The sequence below is a fragment of the Pseudochelatococcus sp. B33 genome (genome assembly GCF_053570585.1).
Genome location: NZ_JBSEFH010000009.1, coordinates 84509 through 105368, shown reverse-complemented (window position 1 = coordinate 105368; position 20860 = coordinate 84509). Strand labels below are relative to the sequence as shown.

At 67.1% G+C, this 20860-nt stretch carries 18 protein-coding genes; 7 read left to right on the top strand and 11 right to left on the bottom strand.

Annotated elements, in window-relative coordinates; translation table 11 throughout:
- Positions 1-30: 30 nt before the first annotated feature.
- A complete protein-coding gene (locus tag ACUSIJ_RS11905; RefSeq protein WP_449308605.1) occupies positions 31-1671 on the bottom strand; it encodes an L-lactate permease in 1641 nt (546 codons plus the stop codon).
- Between the two features lie 233 nt (positions 1672-1904).
- On the opposite strand from ACUSIJ_RS11905, the gene ACUSIJ_RS11900 reads away from it, so the two are divergent.
- Entirely contained in the window at positions 1905-2687 is a 783-nt protein-coding gene (locus ACUSIJ_RS11900; RefSeq protein WP_449308604.1) for an FCD domain-containing protein, read from the top strand.
- A 55-nt stretch (positions 2688-2742) separates the two neighbouring features.
- Here the strand turns inward: ACUSIJ_RS11900 and glmS are convergent, their stop codons facing one another.
- From glmS to def, 8 genes are all read right to left on the bottom strand, one after another.
- Complete coding sequence (gene glmS, locus ACUSIJ_RS11895) at positions 2743-4569, bottom strand: glutamine--fructose-6-phosphate transaminase (isomerizing) (RefSeq protein ID WP_449308603.1); 1827 nt, start codon at positions 4567-4569, stop codon at positions 2743-2745.
- Positions 4570-4691: 122 nt separating this feature from the next.
- Complete coding sequence (glmU, locus tag ACUSIJ_RS11890) at positions 4692-6086, bottom strand: bifunctional UDP-N-acetylglucosamine diphosphorylase/glucosamine-1-phosphate N-acetyltransferase GlmU (RefSeq protein ID WP_449308602.1); 1395 nt, start codon at positions 6084-6086, stop codon at positions 4692-4694.
- Positions 6087-6259: 173 nt separating this feature from the next.
- On the bottom strand, positions 6260-7207 hold the full coding sequence (locus tag ACUSIJ_RS11885; RefSeq protein ID WP_449308601.1) for a glycosyltransferase family 2 protein: 948 nt from the start codon (positions 7205-7207) through the stop codon (positions 6260-6262).
- Positions 7208-7405: 198 nt separating this feature from the next.
- Positions 7406-8503: a redox-regulated ATPase YchF gene (gene ychF, locus ACUSIJ_RS11880; RefSeq protein WP_449308600.1), complete on the bottom strand. Its 1098-nt coding sequence runs from the start codon at positions 8501-8503 to the stop codon at positions 7406-7408.
- Positions 8504-8721: 218 nt separating this feature from the next.
- Positions 8722-9354, bottom strand: a complete 633-nt coding sequence (pth, locus tag ACUSIJ_RS11875; protein ID WP_449308599.1) for an aminoacyl-tRNA hydrolase — start codon at positions 9352-9354, stop codon at positions 8722-8724.
- 96 nt (positions 9355-9450) lie between these two features.
- Positions 9451-10056 carry a 50S ribosomal protein L25/general stress protein Ctc gene (locus ACUSIJ_RS11870; RefSeq protein WP_449308598.1) on the bottom strand — a complete coding sequence of 202 codons (606 nt, stop codon included), beginning with the start codon at positions 10054-10056 and terminating at the stop codon, positions 9451-9453.
- 208 nt (positions 10057-10264) lie between these two features.
- Complete coding sequence (locus ACUSIJ_RS11865) at positions 10265-10849, bottom strand: GNAT family N-acetyltransferase (protein ID WP_449308597.1); 585 nt, start codon at positions 10847-10849, stop codon at positions 10265-10267.
- Entirely contained in the window at positions 10846-11421 is a 576-nt protein-coding gene (def, locus tag ACUSIJ_RS11860; protein ID WP_449308596.1) for a peptide deformylase, read from the bottom strand. The genes ACUSIJ_RS11865 and def overlap by 4 nt, the downstream gene beginning before the upstream one ends.
- Positions 11422-11524: 103 nt before the next feature.
- On the opposite strand from def, the gene rmuC reads away from it, so the two are divergent.
- The gene (gene rmuC / locus ACUSIJ_RS11855) at positions 11525-12643 is read left to right on the top strand and encodes a DNA recombination protein RmuC (RefSeq protein WP_449308595.1); all 1119 of its coding nucleotides are present in this window, start codon (positions 11525-11527) and stop codon (positions 12641-12643) included.
- A 196-nt stretch (positions 12644-12839) separates the two neighbouring features.
- Positions 12840-13502: a hypothetical protein gene (locus tag ACUSIJ_RS11850; RefSeq protein ID WP_449308594.1), complete on the top strand. Its 663-nt coding sequence runs from the start codon at positions 12840-12842 to the stop codon at positions 13500-13502.
- Here ACUSIJ_RS11850 and ACUSIJ_RS11845 read toward each other — a convergent pair.
- Positions 13487-14971 carry a short-chain fatty acyl-CoA regulator family protein gene (locus tag ACUSIJ_RS11845; protein WP_449308704.1) on the bottom strand — a complete coding sequence of 495 codons (1485 nt, stop codon included), beginning with the start codon at positions 14969-14971 and terminating at the stop codon, positions 13487-13489. The two genes, ACUSIJ_RS11850 and ACUSIJ_RS11845, sit on opposite strands and share 16 nt — an antisense overlap.
- 372 nt (positions 14972-15343) lie before the next feature.
- Between ACUSIJ_RS11845 and ACUSIJ_RS11840 the strand changes: the two genes are divergently transcribed.
- The 3 genes from ACUSIJ_RS11840 to prpB all read left to right on the top strand — a co-directional run bounded on the left by ACUSIJ_RS11840 (position 15344) and on the right by prpB (position 19158).
- On the top strand, positions 15344-16864 hold the full coding sequence (locus ACUSIJ_RS11840) for an MmgE/PrpD family protein (protein ID WP_449308593.1): 1521 nt from the start codon (positions 15344-15346) through the stop codon (positions 16862-16864).
- A gap of 3 nt (positions 16865-16867) precedes the next feature.
- Positions 16868-18043 carry a bifunctional 2-methylcitrate synthase/citrate synthase gene (gene prpC / locus ACUSIJ_RS11835; RefSeq protein WP_449308592.1) on the top strand — a complete coding sequence of 392 codons (1176 nt, stop codon included), beginning with the start codon at positions 16868-16870 and terminating at the stop codon, positions 18041-18043.
- Between the two features lie 200 nt (positions 18044-18243).
- The gene (gene prpB / locus ACUSIJ_RS11830) at positions 18244-19158 is read left to right on the top strand and encodes a methylisocitrate lyase (RefSeq protein WP_449308591.1); all 915 of its coding nucleotides are present in this window, start codon (positions 18244-18246) and stop codon (positions 19156-19158) included.
- 35 nt (positions 19159-19193) lie between these two features.
- Here the strand turns inward: prpB and ACUSIJ_RS11825 are convergent, their stop codons facing one another.
- Positions 19194-20285 carry an AbrB family transcriptional regulator gene (locus ACUSIJ_RS11825; protein WP_449308590.1) on the bottom strand — a complete coding sequence of 364 codons (1092 nt, stop codon included), beginning with the start codon at positions 20283-20285 and terminating at the stop codon, positions 19194-19196.
- Positions 20286-20532: 247 nt separating this feature from the next.
- Between ACUSIJ_RS11825 and trxA the strand changes: the two genes are divergently transcribed.
- The gene (gene trxA, locus ACUSIJ_RS11820) at positions 20533-20859 is read left to right on the top strand and encodes a thioredoxin TrxA (protein ID WP_449308589.1); all 327 of its coding nucleotides are present in this window, start codon (positions 20533-20535) and stop codon (positions 20857-20859) included.
- The last annotated feature ends 1 nt before the right edge of the window (position 20860 follow it).

The following is a 20860-nucleotide window of genomic DNA, read 5'->3' as shown; positions in this document are numbered from 1 at the left end:
AAGCCGGTGCCCCCTCGCCGGCAAAGCCCGTCAGGGCACCATCGACGTGAAGGGCGGCACGTAAGCCTGCGCCATCACCAGAATGCCGACGAGGCAGGCAAGCGCGATGGAGTGGAAGAACACGTAGCGCAGGATGCTGCTTTCGTGGCCGTACCAGTTGGTCGCGGTCGACGCGACGACGATGCTCTGCGCGTCGATCATCTTGCCCATGACACCGCCGGAGGAGTTCGCCGAGGCCATGAGCACGGGCGAGACCCCGATCTGCTCCGCGGTGATCTTCTGCAGGCCGCCGAACAGCACGTTCGAGGCGGTGTCGGAGCCGGTCAGCGCCACACCCAGCCAGCCGAGCAGCGTGCCGAAGAACGGATAGATCCAGCCCGTCTGGGCGAACGCGAGGCCGAGCGTCGCATCCGTGCCCGAGTAGCGGGACACGAAGCCGAGCGCCAGCATCGCGGCGATCGTGATGAGCGAGAACCGGACGACCCAGATCGTCTGGAAATATTCCCGCACCAGGGCGACCGGCGAGAACCTGAGGACGAAGCCCGACACGATCGCCGCGGCCAGGATGCCGGTTCCCGTCGCCGACAGCAGGTTCAGCGAATAGATGGCGGCCTCGGCGTGCGGCGCCTCGACGACCGGCGGCACCTTCAGCACCATCTCGTGCAGCCCCGGCACCGGCACGCTGTAGATCCAGATGGAATCGAGCCAGACCTTCACCTGCGGCGTGCCCCACGCGAAGACGAACACCGACAGGATCAGCCACGGCAGCCATGCGCGGAAAACCGCAGCATTGGAATGCGAATGCTTGAGGTGGACGGGCTCCGCCTCCTCGCCGTTGCCGGTCGAGGTCCAGATCCGCTTCGGCGACCAGATCCGCAGGAAGCCCGCCAGGAACAGCATGGACGAGATCGCGGCCACGATGTCCACCAGCCACGGGCCGTGGAAGTTCGACACGAGATATTGCGGAACGGCGAACGCGACGCCGGCGACCAGCAGCGCCGGCCACACTTCCAGCATGCCCTTGCGGCCCGCGAAGGCCCACACGAGCCAGAACGGCACGATCACGGAGAAGAAAGGAAGCTGCCGGCCGATCATTCCGGAAAGCTCGTGCAGATCGAGCCCCGTCACCGCAGCCAGAGCAATGACGGGCGTGCCGAGCGCGCCGTAGGCGACCGGCGCCGTATTGGCGATCAGAGACAGTCCCGCCGCCGCGAGCGGGGCGAAGCCAAGCCCCATCAGCATCGCGGCCGTCACCGCCACCGGCGTCCCGAAGCCGGCCGCGCCCTCGAAGAACGCGCCGAATGAAAACGCGATGAACAGCAGTTGCAGACGCCGGTCTGGCGTCAGACCGGCGATGCTGTCGCGCAGGATGTTGAATTGCCCCGTCTTCTCGGTGAGCCGGTACAGAAAGATCACGCTCAGGATGATCCAGCCGATGGGAAGCAAACCGTAGGCAGCGCCGTAGACGGCGGTCGTGCCCGCCATTCCGACGGGCATGCCGAAGGCGATGATCGCGACGGCGAGAGCGACGACGAGGCCAAGGACCGCCGCGCGATGGGCTTTCATGTGGAAGATGCCGATCCCGCCCAGAAGGACGACGATCGGCAGCGCGGCGAGCAAGGTCGAAACGACCATGTTGTTGAAGGGATTATAGACTTGTGACCAGGGCATATCTGATTTTCCTCCCTAGGGCCGATCCCGGCACGTCTGGCCGTGCAATCGGACAGCCACGGCAGCGCTCGATGTTGGTGGGGGGCGCCTTTCGCGACGTCCACGAAATTTGGTAAAATAATTTTACCTTGATCGTCAAGTGGTATACTCTCCTTTTTGTATCGACCGATGATTGCGGATGTGGCGTGGATTAAGCTATTGGATAGCTGAAATGACCAACGATCGTGATCGACATGAGCGACAGCAAGCTGAACCGTCCGGAAAAAGCCGCCGATTCGGTGATGAGGCACATCGAAGGGCTCATTCTCGAGGGGTCGCTGCGCCCCGGTGAGCCGCTCCTGTCCGAGCGCGAGCTGGCGCAGCGGCTCAACGTCTCCCGCCCGACCCTGCGGGATGCCCTGAAGGCCCTTGAGCTGAAGGGTCTTCTAACAAGCAAGGAGGGCCGGGGAATGAGGGTCGCTCAACTGGGGGCCGCAACCATTACGGACCCGCTGATCACCATGCTGGCCGAACGAAGCGAGGTCGCCGACCACTACCTGGAATTTCGCGATATCGTGGAAAGTTCCGCCGCGGCGCTGGCCGCGCAACGCGCCAGCGCAGTCGACTTGGAGCGCATTCGGCAGTGCATCGACCGGATCGAGCGCGCGCATGCGTCCGGCGACCCTGCCGAGGAGGCCGAAGCCGACGTGGAACTCCACATGGCTATTTATGAAGCGAGCCATAATCTCGTGCTGCTCCAGATCATGCGGGCGCTGTCGGGAAACCTGCGAACCGACGTGCTCCATAATCGGCAAAGTCTGTTCGTAATACCCTACGTGCGCGATCTTCTGCGCGACCAGCATCTGGCGATCGCCCGGGCGATCATCGAGAAGCGTCCGGACGAGGCTCGATCCGCGGCGCATGCGCATCTGATCTATACACGCAGGGCGACGCAGGAAATACGGGAAGCCGAGGCCAAGCTCGACCTCTCGCTCCGCCGGCTCGAAAGCGGCGGACTCAGCGCCCTGAAAGGGTGACGGCCGCTTCGATCGCCGCCGCCGCCCGACGAGGTCGGACGCTCCGGAGCACAGCTTACTCCACTGTCACCGACTTCGCCAGGTTGCGCGGCTGGTCCACGTCCTTACCCATGACGCGCGCGGTGTGGTAGGATAGCAGCTGCACCGGCAGCGCGTAGATCAGCGGCACGACGGCGGGGTGCACGTCGGGCATCACGATTGCCGTTTCGTCGGCAAGACCTGCCTCGCCCGCCGCGCTCCGGTCGCCGATGAGGATGATGTTGCCGCCACGCGCGGCGACCTCCTGCACGTTCGAAACCGTCTTCTCGAACACGCCGTCGCGCGGGGCCAGCACGATGACCGGCATCGATTCGTCGATCAGCGCGATGGGGCCGTGCTTCAGTTCGCCCGCCGCATAGCCCTCGGCGTGGATGTAGGACAGTTCCTTGAGCTTCAGCGCGCCCTCCAGCGCCAGCGGGAAGGACAGGCCCCGCCCCAGATAGAGCACGTCCTTCGCCCGCGCCAGATCCCGCGCCACGATTTCGATGTCGGCCTCGTGCGACAGTACGCGGGTCATCAGCGCGGGAATGCCGACGAGCGCGCCGACGAGCTCCTGCTCCTTCTCGGCGGTGAGCACGCCGCGCACGCGCCCGGCGTGGATGGCGAGCGCCAGCAGCACCGCGAGCTGGCAGGTGAAGGCCTTGGTCGAGGCGACGCCGATCTCGGGTCCGGCGAGCGTCGGCGCGACCACGCGGCTTTCGCGCGCGATCGTGGATGTCGGCACGTTGACGACCGCGAGCGACGGCCAGTCGCCCTTCAGGGTGTAGCGCAGGGAAGCGAGCGTATCCGCCGTCTCGCCCGATTGCGAGATGAACAGCGCGAGCCCCCTGCCCGAAAGCGGCGGCTCGCGGTAGCGGAATTCGGACGCGACGTCGATCTCCACCGGCAGTCCGGCCAGTTGCTCGAACCAGTATCTGGCGATGGTGCCCGCATAGAAGGCGGTGCCGCAGCCGACGATCACCAGCCTGTCGATGGCGGCGAAGTCGATGGTCACCGTCTCAGGCAGACGCACGACGCCGGTGGCGAGATCGATGTAATGGGCGATGGTGCGGCCCACGACTTCCGGCTGCTCGTGGATTTCCTTGGCCATGAAGTGGCTGAAATTGCCCTTGTCGGCGAGCAGCGCCCCCTGCGGCACGTGGCTCACCGGACGCGTCACCTGCCGGTTGCCGGCGTCGAAGAACACCACGTCCGAGCGCGAGACGACGACCCAGTCCCCGTCTTCGAGATAGCTGATGCGGTCGGTGAAGGGCGCGAGCGCCAGCGCGTCCGACCCCAGATAGTTCTCGCCCGTGCCGAACCCCACCGCGAGCGGCGCGCCGGCACGCGCGCCGATCAGCAGATCGTCCTCATCGGCGAAGAGGAAGGCGAGCGCGAAGGCGCCGCGCAGGCGCGGCAGCGTCTCGCGCACGGCCTCGACCGGCGACAGCCCGCGCCCGAGCGCCCGGTCGACCAGGAGCGCCACGACTTCCGTATCGGTCTGGGTGGAAAAGCTGACGCCGTCAGCGGCGAGTTCGTCGCGCAGCTCGCGAAAATTCTCGATGATGCCGTTGTGCACCACCGCCACGCGCTCGGTCGCGTGGGGATGGGCGTTCTGCTCCGTGGGGCGGCCGTGCGTCGCCCAGCGTGTGTGGCCGATGCCGGTCGCGCCGCGCAGCGGGCGGGCGACGAGCCGCTCCGTGAGGTTGCGCAGCTTGCCTTCCGCCCGCACCCGCGTCAGCACGCCGTCCTCGAGCGTCGCCACGCCCGCCGAATCATAGCCCCGGTACTCCAGCCGTTTCAGTGCGTCGACGAGATCTTCCGCCACCGCCGTTTTGCCGAGAATGCCAATGATGCCGCACATGCACGTTTCCGTTCGTCCAGAAAGAATCGTCGGGAAGGAATGTCACCGGTGAAAGGTCTAGCCGAACGGCGCCGGGGAGCCCAATCACGTTGCATGACCGTTTATATCCCGCGGGAAAGGCCCTATGCCTTGTCCTTGCGCGCGGCGTGGACGGCGCGCCAGCGTTGCGCCCAGCCTTCCTTGACAGTCTGCCGCCCGCGCCCCAGCGCCAGCGCATCGGCGGGGACGTCGTCCGTCACCACCGATCCCGAGCCCACATAGGCCCCCTCGCCGACGCTCACAGGTGCGACGAGCGATGAGTTCGAACCGATGAACGCACCCGCGCCGATGCTCGTGTGATGCTTGCGGAAGCCGTCGTAATTGCAGGTGATGGTGCCGGCGCCGATGTTCGTGCCCGCTCCTACCTCGGCGTCGCCGAGATAGGTGAGATGCCCGACCTTGACGCCCTCCGCGAGGCTCGCGTTCTTGATCTCGACGAAATTGCCGACATGCGCCCCCGCGCCGATCCGCGCGCCCGGCCGCAGGCGGGCGAACGGCCCGACATCCGCGCCGCCCGCCACCACTGCCCCGGTCAGGTGGGAGAAGGCGCGCACCACGGCGCCCGCTTCCACCACCACGCCGGGGCCGAACACGACGTGCGGCTCCACCACCGCATCGCGCCCCAGCACGGTGTCGAAGGACAGGAACACCGTCTCCGGCGCGACCAGCGTCACGCCCGCGTGCAATGCGGCGAGCCGCAGCCGGTTCTGGATGGCGGCCTCGGCCTCGGCGAGCTGCACCCGGTCGTTGATGCCGAGGAGTTCCGCCTCCTCCGCGACGAGCGCGCGCGCCGCAAGGCCAGCCGCCCGCGCGTGGGCGACGACATCGGTGAGGTAATACTCGCCCTTGGCGTTGTCGTTGCCGATGGCATCGAGCAGCGCCAGCGCGTGCGCGCCCGCGAGGGCCATCACGCCGCCGTTGCACAGCCGGATGGCGCGCTCCGCCTCGCTGGCGTCCCTGTGCTCGCGGATGGCGACGAGTTCGTCCCCCTCGAGCAGCAGGCGGCCGTATCCGGTCGGGTCCCGGGCCTCGAAGCCGAGCACGGCGACAGCGGCGCCCCCGGCGAGAACCGCGCGCAACCTCGCGATCGTCTCCGGCCGCACCAGCGGCGTATCGCCGAACAGCACGATGACGTCGTCCGCGCCCTCCTCCAGCGCCGCACGCGCGGCGAGCGCCGCGTGCGCCGTGCCGAGCCGCTCATGCTGGACGTGGACGCTCGCCTGCGGCGCGACGCGGCGCACCTCGGCCTCGACATCCTCGCGCCCCGGCCCGATGACCACGGCGAGCCTTTCCACGCCGGCCCGCGCGACCGCGTCCAGAACATGCGACACGATGGGCCGGCCGGCGATCGGATGCAGGATCTTGGGCAGGCTGGAGAGCATCCGCGTGCCCTCGCCCGCCGCGAGAACAACCGCCAGCGCCCGCCGTTCCTTCCCGCCGGGCGCGGTGATCGGAGAAGAAATGTGATCTGCTGACATCGACCGACTCGGTAATTGCAACTGCCGCGCCCTATAGCATCTTTTGCCGGAATGCCCGCCCTCCGCAAGTCTGGAGGCTGCTGAAGACTATGGCGCGAACAGGTTAACGAACTTCGGCCCGCCGCGGGGGAGCCGAAACCGTGTGGCCGGATGGCGAGATTACCGTTCGTGCGTCAGGTATCGGGCGTGTGCTGCTCATGCACGGCGCGGATGACGACCACCGGCCGCTGCTTGGTTTCGATGTAGGTGCGCCCGAGATATTCGCCCAATATGCCGATGCCGATCAACTGCACCCCGCCCATGAACAGGATGGCGGACATCAGCGAGGCATAGCCCGGCACGTCGCGGCCACCGATCAGCGTGCCGACGATCAGCACGATGCCATAGAGGAACGCGAGCACCGCGATGCACGCGCCGACATAGGTCCAGACCCGCAGCGGCCACGTGCTGAAGCTGGTGATGCCCTCCAGGGCGAGATTCCACAGCCGCCACTTGCTCCACTTGCTCGAACCGGCGACGCGAGGCTCGCGCACGAATGTGATGCTGGTGCGGCGGAAGCCAACCCAGGCGAAGATGCCCTTCATGAAGCGCTGGCGCTCCGGCAGGGCGTTGACCGCATCCACCACCTGCCGCGACATCAGCCGGAAATCGCCGGTGTTCTCGGGGATCGGATGGTGCGAGATGGCGTTGTGGAGCTTGTAGAACGCGCTGGCGGAGAACCGCTTCATGAATGTGTCGGCGCTGCGGTCGGCGCGTTTGGCCTCCACCACGTCGTATCCCTCTTCCTCCCACAGGCGCACCATCTCGGGGATGACGTCGGGCGGGTCCTGCAGGTCCGCGTCGATGGGAACGACGGCATCGCCCCGCGCCACCTTGAGGCCGGCGGTGAGTGCCGCCTCCTTGCCGAAATTGCGTGCAAGCTCCACCACCCGCACGCGCGGATCGGCCTCGGCCCGGCCCGTCAGCAGCGCCAGCGTCCGGTCCGTGCTGCCGTCGTCGATGCAGACGAACTCGATGTCGTAGGCCGGCAGCTTCTCGGCGAGCAGTGCCGACAGGCGCGCGAAGAACACATCAATCACAGCCTCTTCGTTATAGAAGGCCGTCACGATCGATATCAGCATGCCAACCTCTCCGCCATGAGGATTGTCGGATGAGATCCAACATCAGGCTAAAAGGCGACATATAACATTTGTTTAGAATTCTCAATTTTCTTGATGACGCATTTCATGTCCACGAAAGCGCCAACTTGGCCATTGCGCCCTTCGTGCCCCAGGGAGCGCCGGCATCTGCCCGCCGTGACCGTCCGGCCCGACCGCGTCTCAGTTCGCGAAGCGGAAGTGCAGCACGTCGCCGTCGCTGACCACGTAGTCCTTGCCCTCGAGCCGGAACTTGCCGGCCTCGCGGGCGCCGGCCTCGCCCTTGCAGGCGACGTAGTCGTCGTAGGCGACTGTCTCGGCGCGGATGAAGCCTTTCTCGAAGTCGGAATGGATCACCCCCGCGGCCTGCGGCGCGCGCGTGCCGGCGGTGATCGTCCAGGCGCGCGCCTCCTTGGGGCCGATGGTGAAATAGGTCAGCAGCCCGAGCAAGCCGTAGCCGGCGCGGATGACGCGGTTCAGCCCCGGCTCCGTCAGGCCGATGGCGTCGAGATATTCCGTCTGCTCGTCGGGCGGCAGCACGGCGATCTCGCTTTCGATCTTGGCCGACACGACGACCGCGACAGCGCCCTCCTCCCTGGCGCGGGCGAAGACGCGGGCCGAGAAGTCGTTGCCCGCCTCGGCCGATCCCTCGTCGACGTTGCAGACGTAGAGCACGGGCTTCGACGTCAGCAGGCCGAGCTGGGAGAACGTGCGCCGCTCCTCGGGCTTCAGCTCCACGAGCCGCGCCGGCTTGCCGTCACGCAGCAGGGGCAGCGTGCGGTTGATGAGGTCGAGCGTCTCCTTCGCCTCCTTGTCCTGCCCGCGCACCTTCTTCTCCAGCGCCACGACACGCTTTTCGAGGCTGTCGAGATCGGCCAGCATCAACTCGGTCTCGATGGTCTCGATGTCGTTGAGGGGGTCGATCCGCCCCTCCACGTGGGTGACGTCGCCGTCCTCGAAGCAGCGCACGACATGGGCGATGGCATCGACCTCGCGGATGTTGGCCAGGAACTGGTTGCCGAGCCCCTCGCCGCGCGAGGCGCCGCGCACCAGGCCCGCGATGTCGACGAAGGTGAGGCGCGTCGGGATGATCTGGGCCGAACCGGCAATTTCCGCCAGCACGTCGAGACGCGGATCGGGCACGGCGACGTCACCGACGTTGGGCTCGATGGTGCAGAACGGATAGTTCGCCGCCTGCGCCGCCGCCGTCTGCGTCAGCGCGTTGAAGAGAGTGGACTTGCCGACGTTCGGCAGCCCGACGATGCCGCATTTGAAACCCATGATCCCTCGCAAGCAGCGCCCACGGCCGCCGCCTTCCTGATTGGAACGCCCCCGCAGGAGCGGATGGAGCGCCTTCCGATCGAATGGAATCATTCGATCGATCAGAACTCGCTCAAAATCAAAAACTTGCAGAGCATGGTCCGATTGCGTCAAATCGGATCAGCTCCGGAGCCGCGCGATGCTTGCCCGACGGTGCGGGCGCCGTCAACCGGGCCCGATCAGCCCGAGCGTTGACCGGCCGCGCCGGGCGCGGAACCCGCCGCCTTCGCGTCCGTCCAGCCCCGCCCTTCCATGGCGAGGTGCACCTTGTTCTGGAACGATGCGTCCTCGCCGCGTGCCAGCAGCGGCGCGTTGTCGGCGATGGCGCGGACGAGATCGTCCACCCATTCCGTCTCGGCCTTCGAAAAATCGCCCAGCACATAGCCATGGACGCGCGCCTTGTCGCCGGGATGGCCGATGCCAAGCCGCACGCGGCGGTAGTCGTTGCCGAGCTGTGCGGTGATGGAGCGCAGACCGTTGTGGCCGGCGTTGCCCCCGCCGGTCTTGATGCGCAGCTTGGCCGGCGCGAGATCGAGCTCGTCGTGGAACACCGCGATGTCGCCGAGCGGGATCTTGTAGAACTGCGCCGCCTCGGCCACGGAGCGGCCGGATTCGTTCATATAGGTCTGGGGCAGCAGCAGCAGCACGCGCTCGGCGCCGAGAACCGCCTCCGCCGCGAGCCCCTGGAAACGCCTGCGCCACGGCGCGGCATTATGGGCGCGGGCAATCGCCTCCACCGCCATGAAGCCGATGTTATGGCGGTTGCGCGCATAGCGATCGCCCGGATTTCCAAGTCCCACAAAAAGCTTCATGGTCCCACAAAAAGCTTCATGGCCTCACAAAGAGCTCCATGGCCTTCGCCGCATCAGGAGCCGGGAAGGAACGCGGGGCCCCTTCCCGGGCAATGATCAAGCCTCGGCGGGCTCCGCCTCGGTCTCTTCCGAAACCGTCGGCGGCACGAGCGTGACGACGGGCTCCGTCCGGTCAACCGTCGGCGCGAGCTCGACGCCCGCCGGCAGGGTGACGGCATCGACGTGGATCGAATCGCCGATCTCGAGCTTGCTCGCGTTGACCTCGATCGCGTCCGGAATCGCGTCCGGCTCGACCAGGACCGCGACCTTGTGGTGGATGATGCTGAGCGTGCCGCCATTCTTGACGCCGGGCGCCACATCCTCGCCGATGACGTGCAGCGGCACCTCGACCTCGATTCTCGCGCCCTTCGCGACGCGCAGGAAGTCGACGTGCAGCGGGAAGTCCTTCACCTTGTCGAGCTGGTAGTCGCGCGGAATGACGCGCGTCTTCCTGCCGTCGACGTCGATCTCGAACAGCGTGCTCAGGAAGCCGCCGGCGTAGATCAGGCGCTTGGTCTCGTTGAAATCGATGGAAATGGGTTGCGCGGGCGCGCCGAGACCGTAGATGACGGCCGGCACACGGCCCTGACGGCGCACTGCGCGGGCGGCCCCCTTGCCAACTCCCTCGCGCGCCGTGGCTTTAAGCTCTTTCGCAGCGGACATATCTTAACCTCAAAACGTCGAACGCGCCCTGGCGCGGACAATCTCCACGGCGGGCGCAGCAATGTTGCGAACACCGAAATGCAAATAGCCGCGCATGACGCACGGCCGCAGCGTTCCGGTCCATGATGGCGCCCGTGCCTCCAAGGGTGTCACGCGGGCGCTGATGCCTTATAGAGCTTTTACGCCGAAATACAACCCGGATGTCGGCCTAATCTTCGGCGGGCAGCGGCAGCCTGCGCATCATGAAGCGCGCCTCGCCGTCGTAGCTGCGCAGGGCGGCGTTGATGCTCCTGCTCTCGACGATGTCGAAACCCTGCCGGCGCCAGAACGGCACCGAGGCGTTCACCGCGACGAGCGACAGGTCGGCAAGGCCGATGGCCTCGGTGTGGTCTACCAGATCGGCGACGGCCCGCGCCCCGGCACCGCTGCCGCGCGCCAGCGGCAGCAGGGCGAGATCGTGGATGTAGAACGTCGCCGGGAAAGTCGGCATCGCCACCAGCAGGCTGTCGAGCTTGGGCGGCATCATCGGATGCCAGGGATGGCTGATGACATAACCCGCCATCGCGTCGCCGGCCTCGAGCACGCGGCAGCCCGGCGCATAGAGACGCAGCCGCTCGGCAAACACCTCGATGCGCTCGGGATAGCCGGGGTGCACCTGCTTGCCGAGGGCGTGCACCGCTTCCAGATCGTCCGGCACCATGGCGCGCCAGGCGAATTGCCCACGCACCGACGAGGACGCCCGGGACTTGCGTCCGATCACGCCCGCACCCGATACGCTTTCAGAAATCGTCATGTCTCCACTCTTGCCTCATCGTGTATGCCGCTCTCGGCCCTTCCGCCCTCGCCGCCGCGGCCGGCGACCTTCGCCGCCTTGGCGAACTTGCGGGTGACCCTGTCGCGCTTCAGCTTGGACAGGTGGTCGATGAACAGCACGCCGTTCAGGTGATCGATCTCGTGCTGCAGGCAGGTCGCCAGCAGGCCGTCGGCCTCGATCTCCTGCGTCTTCCCGTCGAGATCGGTATAACGTACACGGATTCGCGCCGGACGCTCCACCTCTTCGTAATATTCCGGGATGGACAGGCAGCCCTCCTGATGCACGCGGAACTCGTCCTCCGAGGCCCACAGGATCTCGGGGTTGATGACGGTGAGCGGCTGACGGCCCTCCTCGCGGCTGCCGACATCGATGACCAGAAGCCGCTTCGCCACGCCGACCTGAATCGCCGCAAGGCCGATGCCGGGGGCGTCGTACATCGTCTCGAACATGTCGGCGACGAGCTGGCGGATATCGTCCGTGATGGCCTCGACGGGCTCGGAAACGAGTTTCAGACGGGGATCGGGAATAACAAGGATGGGAAGGATCGTCATGCTGGCTCTACCTCAATACCCCGCCAGTTAATCATTCTTGCGTCCGAGGTCAATATGTTCTTTTTTTGTTCGATCGGGAAAACGAATCGGCTAGTGTGCGGGAATGAACGATCCGATCATCCTTTTCGGCCACACGGTCCCGCTGGCGCATGTTCTCGCCGGGGCCGGCGTTGCCGCGTTCTTTCTTCTCGCGGCCATTCTCCTGCAGGTGGGCGCGCTGGCGCGCAGACGCCGCGACGAGGCGCTGGAGGCGCAGGCGCAGGCGCGCGAGCTCGACGCCCGCCTCATGGAGATGCAGGCCCTGCAGGCGCAACTGACGGGGCGGATGCAGACGGTCGCCGAGATCTTCGGCACGCGCCAGAACGACCTCGCCCGCTTCGTGGCGGAGCGGGTGGAGGGCCTGCAGCAGCGGGTCGGGCAGAACCTCGACGCCTCGGCCCAGCGCACGGCCGCGCATCTGGCGAGCCTCAACGAGCGGCTGGTGCTGATCGACGCCGCGCAGAAGAACCTGACGGAGCTCACCGGACAGATCGCCGGCCTCAGGGACGTGCTCGCCAACAAGCAGGCGCGCGGCGCTTTCGGACAGGGACGGATGGAGGCCATCATCCGCGACGGGCTGCCGGCGAGCGCCTATCAGTTTCAGCCGACGCTGGCGAACGGCAAGCGGCCCGATTGCGTCGTCCACCTGCCCGGCGACGCACCGCTCGTCATCGACGCCAAGTTCCCGCTGGAGGGCATTGCCGCCTTCCGCGAGGCGCAGGACCCGGAGGCGCGCAAGCGCGCCGTGCAGCGCGTGCGCAACGACGTCGGCCTGCACATCCGCGATATCGCCGAAAAATACCTCGTTCCCGGCGAGACGCAGGACATCGCGCTGCTGTTCGTGCCCTCGGAAGCCGTCTATGCCGATCTGCATGAGTTCTTCGACGATATCGTGCAGCGGGCGCACCGGGCACGGGTGGTCATCGTCTCGCCGTCACTGCTGGCGCTCGCCATCCAGCTCGTGCAGTCGCTGGTGCGCGACGCCCGCATGCGCGAGGAGGCCCGCGTGATCCAGGTGGAAGTGCGCCGCCTGCTCGACGACGTCGGGCGGCTGCGCGAGCGGGTGGAGAAGCTCGACACGCATTTCCGGCAGGCGCAGGAGGACGTCGGCCAGATCCGCATCTCGGCGGAAAAGGTCACGCGGCGGGGAGAGGCGATCGGCGCGCTCGAATTCGACGATTGACGGCACCCGGAAGCAGCATGGACATTCAACCGCAATATTGCTAAATTGAATCCGATGCGGATGAATTTTCAGTGAAGTGATGCATGGTGCTCTTTAAGGCATGAATTGCAAGTTATTCAGAATATTATTGTGATCATTGCAGAGGATTCAATGTTCAGAGTAACCGTCCGGCGTCATTCTCCGCCACCGACACCCGATGATCAGTATCAGTCGCCCGTCCGGCTCGGGCACAAGCGCGGGCGGATACGGCGTCACCTTGCTGGCGCTGAGGCTCGAGGACTTGCGGCTCGTCATTCCCGGTGACGACGGCAGCGCCGGGCAGGAACTGAAGTCCCCTGGCCGCAGGATCGAAAGAACAGGGAGATCCGTTCCCGCATCGGTCGTCGTTCCATGGTGGCGGGCGCCGGATCAAGAAGCTAGTAGAGGGAAAACCATGCCGATTTCCAATTCGGGCGCAACCGGCGCCTCTCGCTCGGGGCGTGGGCTCACGATCGATACCGGCGCCGGCGATCATGAGCGGCAGTCCGGCTCCTCGCCGGGCGCACCGTCGTCCGTCTTTCCGGCAGTGCGGTCTTACACGACGACGCAGGCCGTCCAGCACGACGGGCAGTTGAGCCGATTCACCGTATCCCGGCATACCGGCCCTGTTCCCCGGACGCCTCCCACCCCGCTGCCGCCCGTTACGCCGCCGGCCTTCACGCGCGCGCGTTCCGAAGGGCTCCCGCATGTCACGCGCGTCGTCCTCTGGCCGGCCGATGCCGGCGAGGCGACGACCCCCACGGGCGAGGATCGGCCTCCGTCCCGGCATCGGTCGGCGGCAGTGACCGCCCCTGATCCGCTTCCCTATTTCACCGGATAGGGCGAGAAATGACGCCGCGTCTCGTCCACCTTCAGCGCGCGCCCGATCGGCGGAAACGCGCGCTGCGGGCAGGCCGGGCGCTCGCAGACCTTGCAGCCGACGCCGATCGGCGTCGCCGCCGCCGGGTTCCGGAGGTCGAGCCCGTCGGAATAGACGAGCCGTCCCGCGTGCCGGAGATCGCAGCCGAGCGCGACGGCGAAGGTCTTGCTTGGCGCGCGGTAGCCACCGTGATCGCGCGAGACCGTGCGCGCCACCCACAGATAGGCGCGCCCGTCCGGCATCTGGGCGATCTGCGTCAGCACCCGGCCGGGGTGCGCGAACGCCTCGTACACGTTCCACAGCGGGCAGGTGCCGCCGATGCGCGAAAAGTGGAAGTCGGTGGCGGACTGGCGCTTCGAGATGTTCCCTGCCCTGTCCACGCGGATGAAGAAGAACGGCACGCCGCGCGCGTCCGGCCGCTGCAACGTGCTGAGGCGGTGGCAGATCGTCTCGAAGCCCACGCCGAAGCGGTGGCTGAGCAGGTCGATGTCGTAGCGGCGCGCCTCCGCCGCCTCCAGGAAGATGCGATAGGGCAGGATGAGCGCCCCGGCGAAATAATTGGCGAGGCCGATGCGCGCCAGCCGGCGCGCCTCCTCGCTGGTGAACCGTCCCCGCCCGACGAGCGTATCGATCAGGCCGTCGTGTTCCATCAGCGCGAGCTGCGTCGCGATATGGAACGCCTGCTGGCCGGCGCGCAGCCGCGACGACAGGCGCAGCACCCGCGTTGCCGGATCGTAGTGGCGCTGGACGTCGCGCTCCGCCCCGTCGTTCGCCACGATGATCTCCACCCGCACGTCGTGGCGGCAGGCGATCAGCGCCGCAAGCTCGCCGGCGGCGTTCCCCGCCGTGAGGCCGGCGGCCGTGGCGAGATCCTCGGCCGCCACGTCGAGTTCCGCAATGTGGTTGTGCCGTTCGTACATGAACTCGCGCACTTCCTCGAACGGCGCGAACGGCAGCGTCGCGTCCGCGTCGGCTGGCCCGCCCGGCCATTCCCCCGCGAGCCTTTCGCCGGAAAGTCTCTCGCCGGCAAGTCCCTCACCGGAAAACCTTTCGCCACCCAGCCTCGCCGCGAGCGCGGCCGTCTGCTCGCTCATCTGCCGGTAGCGCGTGTGCAGGGCGATGAAGGCGCGCGCTACCGCGGGCATCGTCGTCGCCAGCTCGTGCAGCTCGGCCCGCGAGATGGGCTCGCCGATCATCGGATCGGCGACCGCCTCGCCGAGATCGGCGATGAGGCGTGCCTCGTCGTCGTGCGACAACAGCTCGAGTTCGGCGCCGAACGCGGCGTCGAGGCGCAGCAGCACCTCGGTGGTGACCGGGCGCTGGTTGTTCTCCAGCTGGTTGAGGTAGCTCGGCGACAGGCCGATGGCGAGCGCCAGCGCCTGCTGCGTCATCTGCCTCTCCTCACGCAGGCGCCGCAGGCGAACGCCGATGAAGTTCTTCTTCGTCTCACGCTTCGCGGCCCGCCGCTCGGCGCCCGCCCCCTTCCTGGCGCCGTGTTTTCCGCCGGCTGAAGTCCTTACAGCCGCTAGGCTTCTTTCCAAGGATGGCCTCCCGTGTTCGCAATCTTCGCAAAATAGCACGCAGGCACGGAAAAAACTATGCATGGAGGCCGTCTTGCCGACCCCTGAAATTGCGTATATTGCAAAATTGATGCGTGTGATGCCTGCCCGGTACACCGGGTTTCGCGACCGGCCGCCGGCTTGCCTCTCGTCCTTGCGGTGCGTCAAGGTAACGGTCTTGTGAAACCTGCAAGGATCGCGGCGCCGACGCCATAGGCCCAATCAACCTCCGAGGAGCACCCAATGGTTACCCAGCACAAGGTCCGCACCTACAAGTCGTCCGAAAATCTGGCGCGTGAAGACCAGCTTGCCTGGAAGATCGCCGAGGTTGCCGCCGACCCGGTCGCCGTCGAGCCCGCGGTCGTCGAGGAGATCGGCAACCGCATCATCGACAACGCCGCCGTCGCCGCGGCCTCGGTCAACCGCCGTCCGGTGGCGAGCGCCCGCGGCCAGGCGGTCGCGCATCCCTTCACGCCGGGTGCCACGGTGTTCGGCCTGCCGCAGAACCAGCGCGTGTCGCCCGAATGGGCCGCCTGGGCCAACGGCGCCGCCGTGCGCGAGCTCGATTACCACGACACGTTCCTCGCCGCCGACTATTCCCACCCCGGCGACAACATCCCGCCGATCCTCGCGGTCGCCCAGCACACCGGCCAGAACGGCGCCGATCTGATCCGCGGCATCGCCACCGGCTACGAGATCCAGGTCGATCTGGTGAAGGGCATCTCGCTGCACGAGTTCAAGATCGACCACATCGCCCACCTCGGGCCTTCCGCCGCGGCGGGCATCGGCACGCTGCTGAAGCTGCCGGCCGAGGTCATCTATCAGGCCGTGCAGCAGGCGCTGCACACCACCACCACCACCCGCCAGTCGCGCAAGGGCGAGATTTCGAGCTGGAAGGCCTATGCCCCCGGCTTCGCCGGCAAGCTCGCCATCGAGGCCGTCGACCGCGTGCTGCGCGGCGAGGGCGCGCCGTCGCCGGCGTGGGAAGGCGAGGACGGCTTCATCGCCTGGCTGCTCGGCGGCCCGACGCGTGAATACACCGTGCCGCTGCCGGCCAAGGGCGAGGCGAAGCGCGCCATCCTCGAGACCTACACCAAGGAGCATTCGGCCGAATACCAGAGCCAGGCGCTCATCGACCTTGCGCGGCGCCTCGGCCCGAAGATCGGCGATCTGACGAAGGTCAAGAGCATTGTCATCCATACGAGCCACCACACCCACTACGTGATCGGCTCGGGCGCGAACGACCCGCAGAAGTTCGACCCCAAGGCGAGCCGCGAGACGCTTGACCACTCGATCCCCTACATCTTCGCGGTGGCGCTGGAGGACGGCGGCTGGCATCATGTGAACAGCTACGCCCCCGAGCGCGCCGGCCGTCCCGAGACGGTCAAGCTGTGGCACTCGATCTCCACGGTCGAGGATCCCGAGTGGACGCGCCGCTATCACAGCATTGATCCGAAGGAGAAGGCGTTCGGCGGCCGCGTGGTCGTGACGCTGGAAGACGGCACGGTGATCGAGGACGAGCTCGCCGTTGCCGACGCGCATCCGCTCGGCGCGCGCCCGTTCAAGCGCCCCGATTACGTCAAGAAGTTCCGCACGCTCACCGAGGGCGTTCTGGAGACGGCCGAACAGGACCGCTTCCTGGCGCTCGTCGAGCGTCTGCCCGAGCTGACCGCGGCAGAGGTCGTCGGCCTGACCTTCACCCTGCCTGCGGGCAAGCTCGTCACCCCCGCCACCGGCATTTTCGACTGGAAGGGAAACAACTGAGCCATGAGCACGGACAACAATAACGCCGAGGTCAAGAAGCCCGCCCCCAAGAAGTCGGTCGCGCTTTCCGGCGTCGTCGCGGGCAACACCGCGCTGTGCACGGTCGGACGCACCGGCAACGATCTGCACTATCGCGGCTACGACATTCTTGACGTCGCAAAGGACAGCGAGTTCGAGGAAATCGCCCATCTGCTGATCCACGAGCGTCTGCCGACGCAGGTGGAGCTCGATGCCTACAAGGCGAAGCTGCGCGGCCTGCGCGGCCTGCCGGCGACGGTCAAAGAGGTGCTGGAGGCGCTCCCCGCCTCCTCCCACCCGATGGACGTTCAGCGCACGGCCGTCTCCGTCCTCGGCAGCGTGCTGCCGGAGGCGGCGGACCACAACCATCCCGGCGCGCGCGACATTGCCGACAAGCTGCTCGCGTCGCTGGGCTCGGCCCTACTCTACTGGTATCACTACAGCCACAACGGCCGTCGGATCGAGGTGGAGACGGACGACGATTCCATCGGCGGCCACTTCCTGCACCTGCTGCACGGCAAGAAGCCGACGGAAGCGCAGATCAAGGCGATGCACGTTTCGCTCATCCTCTATGCGGAGCATGAGTTCAACGCCTCGACCTTCGCCGCGCGCACCATCGCCGGCACGGGTTCGGACTTCTACTCCGCCATCGCGGGGGCCATCGGCGCGCTGCGCGGCCCGAAGCACGGCGGGGCGAACGAGGCGGCCTTCGAGATCCAGAAGCGCTACGCCAACCCGGACGAGGCCGAGGCCGATATCCGCCGCCGCGTCGAGGCGAAGGAAGTCGTCATCGGCTTCGGCCACCCGGTCTATACGGTGTCCGATCCGCGCAACGTGGTGATCAAGGAAGTCGCGCGCAATCTGTCGGAGGAGGCCGGATCGACGGCGCTCTTCGACATCGCTGCGCGGATCGAGTCGGTGATGTGGGAGATCAAGAAGATGTTCCCCAACCTCGACTGGTTCAGCGCCGTGTCCTACCACGCGCTCGGCGTGCCCACCGCGATGTTCACGCCCCTCTTCGTGATCTCGCGCACCACCGGCTGGGCCGCGCACATCATCGAGCAGCGCCAGGACAACAAGATCATCCGCCCGTCCGCCAATTACATCGGGCCGGAAGACCTGAAGTTCGTGCCCATCGAAAAACGCGGCAAGGCTTCCTGAACGACGCATTCCGGCGGGCTTGTCCCGCCGGTTTTCATTGTGGCCGACACGCTTATAGTACCATGAGCAGCAGTTCGGCGATCCGCCGGCGCCCTGGCCGCTGCGATGTCATGGCGGCGGGTGCGGGCGCGGATGCAGGCCTGCTGCTGGCCGGCCGGAGCGCGATTGCTTCCGCCGCCCCTGTTCCAAGGAATAGAACCATGCCCTATCTTGTTGCTTCCGATCTTCCCCAAGAGCCCGCCGGCGTGCGCTTCCGCAAGCTGGTCGAACGCCCCGGCATCCTGCAGATCCCGGGTGCGCACAACGGTCAGGCCTCCATTCAGGCGCGCAACGCCGGGTTCGACGCGGTGTACCTGTCGGGTGCCGCGATGACGGCGTCGATGGGCCTGCCGGATCTCGGCATCATCACCGTCGACGAGGTGGCATTCTTCATCCGCCAGGTGGCGCGCGCCTCGGGCCTGCCGGTGCTGGTCGACGGCGACACCGGCTACGGCGAGGCGCTCAACGTCATGCACGCGGTGCGCACCTTCGAGGACGCGGGTGCGGCCGCCATCCACCTCGAGGACCAGCTTCTGCCCAAGAAGTGCGGCCACCTCAACGACAAGAAGCTCGCCGACGCCCACGACATGGCGGCCAAGGTCGCCGCCGCCGTCAAGGCGCGCCGCCACCTCTACGTCATCGCCCGCACGGATGCGGCCGCGAGCGAGGGGATCGAGGGCGCCGTCGCCCGCGCCAGGCTCTACGTGGAGGCCGGCGCCGACGCCATCTTCCCCGAGGCGCTCAACGACGAGGAACTGTTCCGCGAGTTCGCCAGGCGCCTGCCCGGCGTGCCGCTTCTCGCCAACATGACCGAGTTCGGCCGCACGCCCTACTACACGGCCAGGGAATTCGAGGATTTCGGCTACAAGCTGATCATCTGGCCGGTGTCGTCGCTGCGCGTCGCCAACAAGGCGCAGGCGAAGCTCTACGCCACACTGAAGCGCGACGGCACCGTCAAGGCCATCCTCGACGACATGCAGACCCGTGCCGAACTTTACGACACCATCGGCCTTGCCGATTACGAGGCGCTCGATTCCTCCATCGTCGCCACCATCGTCCCGCCGACGACCCCCTGAGCGGGAACGCGGCCGGGGCGGGGTGAGCATGAAATCTATCCGTCCCGGTCCGACGACAGGCGCGTGACGAGGCGCGCCAGCGGCGGGCCGGCCAGGATCACGATGACGAAGCGCGCCGTCTGCAGGGTCACCACGAAGGCGAGATCGACATTGCTCGCCGCCGCGATGATGGCGATCGAATCGAGCCCGCCCGGGCTCGTCGCGAGATAGGCCGTCAGCGGATCGATGCCCAGCACCCACACGAGCAGCAGCGCAAGGCCGCCGCAGAACGCCATCAGCGCGGCGATCGAGGCGAGAATCCACGGCAGCGCGCCGAGCGCGATGCGCAGCACCGGCATCGTGAAGCCGAGGCCGACGCTCCAGCCCAGCACGACATAGCCGGCGGCGAGCAGCCACGGCGGCAGCGCCGGCGAGATCAGCCCCATGCTGTTGAGCACGCCGCCGATGACCATCGGCCCCATGAACGCGCCCGACGGGATGCGCGCCGAGCAGCCGAGCACGACGCCCAGCGCCACGAGGCCCGCCGTGGTCAGCCATTCCCGCGCCGTGAATGCGGGGAACCAGTGCACGCCGCTGCCGGTGCCGTGCGGCCCGTCCACCACGATTGCCGCGAGCAGCGCCGCCGCGAGCGTCACACAGATCACCCGCAGATACTGCATGAACGCCACCAATCGGGCGTCGGCGCCGAAGGCGTCCGCCATCAGCACCATGGCCGAGGCGGCGCCGGGCGACGAGCCCCAGATGCCCGTCGTGCCGGGCAGGATATCCGCGCGGCTGATGCGCCAGCCGATCCAGCTGCTCGCGAAGACGATGGCGATCACCACGGCGAAGAACAGCGGCCAGTCGGCCAGAAACGACGCGACGATGTCCGGCGTGACCGCGGTGGCGATGAGGGTGCCGACGAGCGCCTGCGTCATGCGATATGCGAACGGGGATACGTGCAGGTCGATATCGAGGACGCCGACGGTGACGGCTGCCAGCATCGGCCCGAGCAGCAGCGCGGCGGGGATGGCGAGCCATTCCAGCACCAGCACGAGCACCGTCGAGATGCCGGCGAGCAGCAGCCACCGGACACCCCGCCGCATCGATGCGATCGACGCGGCGAGCGTATCGACAGAAAAACGCATGCGTGCCCCCCGTGGCTGTCCTCCCCGCCAGAAACGCATAATCGCGACGCGTGTAAAGGCGGCTGCCGGGAAGGCAGCCATGTCCGGACGGCGGGGCGCGGGAGGAGCGCGAGCGGGAGCGTGTGAAAAGACACGGTCTCCCCTGCCCGTCCGGGCGCCGGCGCTTGACCGCCCCTGTCGGCGTGCCTACCTTCGACATCCGAATGATGCGCTCCATGATGCGGCTTGCCGCACAATGCGATAGAGGATGACCGATATGACCAGCAAGGTGACCGACGAGAGTTTCGACGCGGACGTTCTGAAGGCCGAGCAGCCCGTGGTCGTGGACTTCTGGGCCGAGTGGTGCGGCCCCTGCCGCGCGATCGCGCCGGCGCTGGAGGAGCTGTCCACCGAGCTCGACGGCAAGGTGAAGATCGTCAAGCTCAACGTCGACGAGAACCCCAACACCGCCGCCCAGTTCGGCATCCGCTCCATCCCGACGCTGCTGCTGTTCAAGGACGGCAAGCTCGCGGCGCAGAAGGTCGGCGCGTCGCACAAGGGCGACCTGTCGAACTGGATCAGCACCAACGCCTGAT

Coding starts and splice junctions, on each gene's coding strand:
- ACUSIJ_RS11905 (WP_449308605.1), bottom strand. CDS start 1,671: ATGCCCTGGTCACAAGTCTATAATCCCTTCAACAACATGGTCGTTTCG.
- ACUSIJ_RS11900 (WP_449308604.1), top strand. CDS start 1,905: ATGAGCGACAGCAAGCTGAACCGTCCGGAAAAAGCCGCCGATTCGGTG.
- glmS (WP_449308603.1), bottom strand. CDS start 4,569: ATGTGCGGCATCATTGGCATTCTCGGCAAAACGGCGGTGGCGGAAGAT.
- glmU (WP_449308602.1), bottom strand. CDS start 6,086: ATGTCAGCAGATCACATTTCTTCTCCGATCACCGCGCCCGGCGGGAAG.
- ACUSIJ_RS11885 (WP_449308601.1), bottom strand. CDS start 7,207: ATGCTGATATCGATCGTGACGGCCTTCTATAACGAAGAGGCTGTGATT.
- ychF (WP_449308600.1), bottom strand. CDS start 8,503: ATGGGTTTCAAATGCGGCATCGTCGGGCTGCCGAACGTCGGCAAGTCC.
- pth (WP_449308599.1), bottom strand. CDS start 9,354: ATGAAGCTTTTTGTGGGACTTGGAAATCCGGGCGATCGCTATGCGCGC.
- ACUSIJ_RS11870 (WP_449308598.1), bottom strand. CDS start 10,056: ATGTCCGCTGCGAAAGAGCTTAAAGCCACGGCGCGCGAGGGAGTTGGC.
- ACUSIJ_RS11865 (WP_449308597.1), bottom strand. CDS start 10,849: ATGACGATTTCTGAAAGCGTATCGGGTGCGGGCGTGATCGGACGCAAG.
- def (WP_449308596.1), bottom strand. CDS start 11,421: ATGACGATCCTTCCCATCCTTGTTATTCCCGATCCCCGTCTGAAACTC.
- rmuC (WP_449308595.1), top strand. CDS start 11,525: ATGAACGATCCGATCATCCTTTTCGGCCACACGGTCCCGCTGGCGCAT.
- ACUSIJ_RS11850 (WP_449308594.1), top strand. CDS start 12,840: ATGATCAGTATCAGTCGCCCGTCCGGCTCGGGCACAAGCGCGGGCGGA.
- ACUSIJ_RS11840 (WP_449308593.1), top strand. CDS start 15,344: ATGGTTACCCAGCACAAGGTCCGCACCTACAAGTCGTCCGAAAATCTG.
- prpC (WP_449308592.1), top strand. CDS start 16,868: ATGAGCACGGACAACAATAACGCCGAGGTCAAGAAGCCCGCCCCCAAG.
- prpB (WP_449308591.1), top strand. CDS start 18,244: ATGCCCTATCTTGTTGCTTCCGATCTTCCCCAAGAGCCCGCCGGCGTG.
- ACUSIJ_RS11825 (WP_449308590.1), bottom strand. CDS start 20,285: ATGCGTTTTTCTGTCGATACGCTCGCCGCGTCGATCGCATCGATGCGG.
- trxA (WP_449308589.1), top strand. CDS start 20,533: ATGACCGATATGACCAGCAAGGTGACCGACGAGAGTTTCGACGCGGAC.